At 75.2% G+C, this 4,567-nt stretch carries 7 protein-coding genes; all 7 read left to right on the top strand.

What is annotated here, in order from left to right; genetic code table 11:
* Window positions 1–1,665, top strand: a 1,665-nt coding sequence (locus E2C05_RS33550; protein ID WP_456306538.1) for a hypothetical protein, incomplete at its 5' end; no start/stop codon positions are given.
* 93 nt (window positions 1,666–1,758) lie between these two features.
* A complete protein-coding gene (locus E2C05_RS28995) occupies window positions 1,759–2,241 on the top strand; it encodes a hypothetical protein (RefSeq protein ID WP_133223101.1) in 483 nt (160 codons plus the stop codon).
* Between the two features lie 42 nt (window positions 2,242–2,283).
* Entirely contained in the window at window positions 2,284–2,658 is a 375-nt protein-coding gene (gene pyp / locus E2C05_RS28990; RefSeq protein WP_133223100.1) for a photoactive yellow protein, read from the top strand.
* Between the two features lie 37 nt (window positions 2,659–2,695).
* Window positions 2,696–3,208: a hypothetical protein gene (locus E2C05_RS28985; protein WP_133223099.1), complete on the top strand. Its 513-nt coding sequence runs from the start codon at window positions 2,696–2,698 to the stop codon at window positions 3,206–3,208.
* Window positions 3,205–3,747 (top strand): hypothetical protein, encoded by a 543-nt coding sequence (locus E2C05_RS28980; protein ID WP_133223098.1) that lies wholly within the window; start codon window positions 3,205–3,207, stop codon window positions 3,745–3,747. Before E2C05_RS28985 ends, E2C05_RS28980 begins: the two co-directional genes overlap by 4 nt.
* A gap of 212 nt (window positions 3,748–3,959) precedes the next feature.
* Window positions 3,960–4,178 carry a gas vesicle structural protein GvpA gene (gene gvpA, locus E2C05_RS28975; protein ID WP_133223097.1) on the top strand — a complete coding sequence of 73 codons (219 nt, stop codon included), beginning with the start codon at window positions 3,960–3,962 and terminating at the stop codon, window positions 4,176–4,178.
* A 162-nt stretch (window positions 4,179–4,340) separates the two neighbouring features.
* On the top strand, window positions 4,341–4,567 hold a 227-nt coding region (locus E2C05_RS28970; protein ID WP_205083162.1), incomplete at its 3' end, for a hypothetical protein.

Genomic DNA, 4,567 nt, shown 5'->3' with positions numbered 1-4,567 from the left:
AGCGCCATCGGCCGCATCGCCGAGGCGGCGGCGGCGCAGGCCGAGCCGGCGGCGCGGCTGGAAGCGGCCTCGGCCGCCCTCGCCGGCCTGCCGGGCCAGGTGACGGCGCTCGGCGGGCTGGTGGCCCGGATGGAGGCCCCGGCGGCGGCGCTCGACCGGCTCGAGGCGCTGGCCGACCGCCAGACGGAAATGGTGGCGCGGCTGGAGTCGGGGCTGCCGATGCTGGATGGCGCCGCCGCCGCGCTGGCCGGCCTCGAAACGCAGGCGGCCGCGATGGCCAACACGGCGGCGCGCCTGGACGCCAGGTTGCCGGCGCTGGACGGCGCGGCGGCCGCGTTGGCCGGGCTGGAAACGCAGGCCGCGGCCATCGCGGACGCCGCATCGCGGCTGGATGCCGGCATGCCGGCACTCGAAGGCGCCGCCGGCGCGCTGGCCGGGCTGGAAACGCAGGCCGCCGCGATCGCGGATGCTGCGGCACGCCTGGAAGCCGGGCTGCCGGCGCTCGACGGCGCCGCCGGCGCGCTGGCAGGCCTGGAGGCGCAGGCCGCAGCCATGGCCGGCGTGGCGACCCGGCTGGAGGCCGGGCTGCCGGCGCTCGACGGTGCCGCCGGGGCGCTGGCCGCGCTCGCCGGCCAGCAGGAAACGGTGGTGGCGGCCCTCGGCGCCCAGGCCGGCTCCCTGGCCGAAGCCGCTTCGCGGCTGGAAACCGGCTTGCCAGCGCTGGACGGTGCGCTCGCGGCACTGGGCGAGCGGCAGGAAGCCGCGGTCGCCGCGCTGGCCGTCCAGGCCGACACGGTCGCCGCCGCGGCGGCGCGGCTGGAAACCGGGCTGCCCGCGCTGGACCGCGCGGTCGATCGCCTGGTGGCGCTGGAGGCGCAGCCGGCTGCAGCGCCGGATGGTGGCGCGACGGCGACGCTGGAGCGCCTGGACGCGCTGGCGGACCGCCAGGATGGCATCGCCGCGCGGCTGGAAGCCGGGCTGCCCGTGCTGGAGCAAGGCGCCGGTCTGCTCGGCGACATCACGCTGCGGCAGGAAGCCGCGACGGCCCGCCTGGAGGCGCAGACGGCCGCGTTGGGAGGCGGCCTCGACGCCCAGGCGGCGACGCTCGGACGGCTGGAGACGCTGGGCGCCGCCCTGCCCGAGGCCGCGGCGCGCCAGGACGCCATGCTGGACCGCGCGACGACGCTGGTCGCGCAGCATCGCGCGGCGCTGCAGCCGCTGGATGCCCTGATCGAGGCCCTGCCCGAGGCGGCGACCCGGCAGGCCGAAACCATCGAGCTGTCCGCCGGCCTGGCGCTGCAGCAGCGCGAGGTGCTGGCACGGCTGGAACATCTGGCCGCACCCGGCCGGGCCCAGCCGGCGCCGGTGGCGGAGCCGACCAGTTCGGTCGCCGCGGCGATCCTGGGCGGCATGGGCGATGCGAAGCCGGCGCCGGCGGTGGCCGCCACGCTGCACCGCCTGGGCGGCGTCGAGACCGAGGTGGAGCGGCTGCTGCGCGAAGCCGAGCAGATGGCGGCGCAGGGGCCGGGCGCGCCGCTGCCGCGCATCATCGCCGAACGCACGCCGGAGCTGCTGGAGAGCCTGGATGGCACGATCCGCCGGCTGCAATCCGTCGCCACCGCCATCGCGCTGGCGAGCGACCGCAGCCTGTCGGTCGCGCGCTGAACCGTGCCGCGGCGGCTTAAGGCGACGGCAACCGCGGCGGAGGGAGACTGGGCCCGGGACCCGCAAGGGGCCGACCGGGCGAAGGAGGGTCCGATGGTCACCGTCGCAGTCGCGCCCGCCCCGTCGCTGCCGCTGCTGCTGGCTGCCCCGGGGACCGGGGACATGGACGATGTCACGCTGCGCATCAGCGGCGGCAAGCCGCTGCAGATGCGGGCGGCGCTGCTGGCGGCCGGGTCAGGCTGGTCGCCGCGCTTGGCCGCCTGGCACGAGGTGGCGGTGTACCGCCGGGACGGGGGCGACGTCGCGGTCGCCGTCACGGCGCTGCAGAAGGCGCCCGGCGATGCCGCCAGCCATCGCGCGGAGCTCTTCCCCACGCTCGACGACGCCGCGCAATGGCTGGAGGAGATCGACCCGCTGGCTGATCTGCCGGTCGACCTCGACCCGTCCGACCCGCGGCTGAGCGGCGCCGAGCTGGCGTTGCGCGCGGCGGCGCTGCGGCTGCGCGCCGACGCCGTCGGCCGCGCCTGGCGCGCGCTGATCGGCGACCTGCTCTACCGCCTGCATACCGGCACCTGACCGCCCCCGCTTCCGTCGCCACCCAACCGCAGGAACACCGCCATGGAGATGATCAAGTTCGGCACCGACCACATCGACAACCTGGTCGCGCAGGATCCGTCCCGTCTCGACCGGCTGCCCTTCGGCGCCATCCTGGTGGACCGCAACGGCCGCGTGCTGAAGTACAATGCCGGGGAAATGGCGATGTCCGGCCGCGCCGCCGGCGACGTGGTGGGCAAGAACTTCTTCAACGACGTCGCGCCCTGCACCAAGGGGCATGTCTTCCAGGGCCGCTTCCAGCAGGGCGTCGCCGCCGGCAGCTTGAACATGCTGTTCGAATACGCCTTCGACTACAAGATGGCGCCGGCCAAGGTGCGCGTGCACATGAAGTCCACCTCGGTGGACGACGGCATCTGGATCTTCATCAAGCGGCTCTGAGCCGGGCGCGCCGCGCGCGACGCGCAGGGAGATTCCGATGCTGGACCTGATTCCGACCAGGACGGGCGGGACGCAGGCGGTGGGCGCCGAGGCCGGCTTCGCCTGGACACTGCTGCCGCGGCACGGCCGCCGGCCGCTGGGCTTCGACGGCCGGCTGCTGCTGCAGGCCGCCAGCCGGCCGCCCGGCTTTCCCGTCTGGTCCGAGCTGGCGGTGCACGAGACGGCGCGCGGCATGCTGGTGGCGGCCATCCGCCACCGTCCGCCGGATGACGCGCCGCCCGGCACCGGCCGGCACCCCTGGATGAGCGACGCTGCGGCCGGCACCGATGCCGGCGCGCTGCTCGACTGGCTGCGCGCGCATGACCCTGTCGCGCACCTGCCCGCCTGGCTGCTGCAGGACGGCGGGGCGGGCACCCCGCTGGTCCGCGCCGCCGGCCCGGGCCTGGCGGCGGCGCTGCGCGCCAGCTGGCGCGCGCTGCTGGCCGCCACCTTCGGCGCCGCCGGCGCCGCCGCTTCCCACGACGACCCCGACGCAGGAGCATACCCATGAACGCCATCCAGGTCTTCGAGCCGGTGGGCGACCACCCGTCCTACGCCACGCCGATCAGCCCGCGGCTATCCGCGCGCGGCGCCGGCGGCGGCCATGGCAGCAGCGGCTTCGCGGACGATCCCACGGGTAGCCAGGTCTTCACGCTGCGCCAGTCGGGCGCGCGGCCGGTCACCTTCACCGGCCGGCATCTCGGCCAGCACAACGGCTACCGCCTCGGCACGCCCTTCTGGCACGAGCTGAACCTGTACCAGACCGCGGATGGCCGCTTCGTCGCCGACATCCGGGTGTTCTTCAAGGCGCAGGGCTCGAAGGACCAGTTCCACGTCACGATCGTCGATTCGCTCGAGGAAGCGCTGCAGGTCTTCGAAGGCTACGACGCCCGCCAGGACGTCTCGGCCGAGTTCGACCTCGAGGATGCGGCGCTGGTACCGGCCGAGCTGATGGTGCAGGCCGCGGCGCTGCGCTACCGCATCGCCGACGCGCAGTCGCAGTACAGCGCGGTGCTCGGCACCTTCCTCGCGCAGCTGAACCAGGGCTGAGCGGAGATGGCGCCGCGCGGCGGAAAACGCTGTGCACGACGCGCGATCCGCGCTGCGGCGGCATCTTCTTTCGCGGCGAAAGCGTTCCTTAAGCGGAGCGGTCCAGGATCGTCTCGGCCGTACAGGCGCCCTTCGGGGACGGCTTCGTCATCGGTCGCAATATCGCCGGGCATGGGGCCCGGTGCGGCATCCCAAGGAGCTGCATAAACGCCATGACCATCAACAAGAGCCTCGCCTCCTCGAGCCTCGCCGAGGTCATCGACCGCATCCTGGACAAGGGCGTCGTGGTCGATGCCTTCGTGCGCGTCGCCCTCGTCGGCATCGAGCTGATCGCCATCGAGATCCGCGCCGTCGTCGCCTCGGTCGAGACCTACCTGAAGTACGCCGAGGCGGTCGGCCTCACCACCGACCCGGCTGCCGTCCCGGCCTGAGACCAGTGAGGGAAAGCCCGTGCGCCGCGGTGCGGATCCGAAGCGCCGGCGTCGCACCGGGCACGCCCTCGCCCCGTCGCTGGCCGTGCAACGCCAGCGCCCTGGGCCCGGCCGCCGCGTGACGGCCGGGCCCGCCTTCTCCGCGCAGGGGATCCGTTTGCCATGATGGACGACGCAGATGCCGAGGCGGACCAGGACGGCGCGGCCGGCCTGGGTGGCCTTCGTGCCGTGGCCGAGGCCCGGGCGCAGCGCCAGGCCTGGCGCGCCGCGCGGCGCCGGCAGGCCGAAGCCGACAGCCCGCCGGACATGCCCGAGGCACCGCCCGCGGCCGAGACCGTGACCGCCGCGCTGGTCGCCGCGGGCGCCGAGCCGGCCGGCACGGAACCGCC

It is taken from the genome of Paracraurococcus ruber, assembly GCF_004353985.1.
Taxonomy (GTDB): domain Bacteria; phylum Pseudomonadota; class Alphaproteobacteria; order Acetobacterales; family Acetobacteraceae; genus Paracraurococcus; species Paracraurococcus ruber.
The sequence above is the reverse complement of the archived record's forward strand: the minus strand, read 5'-3'. Positions and strand labels throughout refer to the sequence as shown.

What these genes read in the sequence shown, in the direction of transcription:
- E2C05_RS28980 (WP_133223098.1), top strand. Translation starts at nt 3,205, where the DNA reads ATGAACGCCATCCAGGTCTTCGAGCCGGTGGGCGACCACCCGTCCTAC.
- pyp (WP_133223100.1), top strand. Translation starts at nt 2,284, where the DNA reads ATGGAGATGATCAAGTTCGGCACCGACCACATCGACAACCTGGTCGCG.
- gvpA (WP_133223097.1), top strand. Translation starts at nt 3,960, where the DNA reads ATGACCATCAACAAGAGCCTCGCCTCCTCGAGCCTCGCCGAGGTCATC.
- E2C05_RS28995 (WP_133223101.1), top strand. Translation starts at nt 1,759, where the DNA reads ATGGTCACCGTCGCAGTCGCGCCCGCCCCGTCGCTGCCGCTGCTGCTG.
- E2C05_RS28985 (WP_133223099.1), top strand. Translation starts at nt 2,696, where the DNA reads ATGCTGGACCTGATTCCGACCAGGACGGGCGGGACGCAGGCGGTGGGC.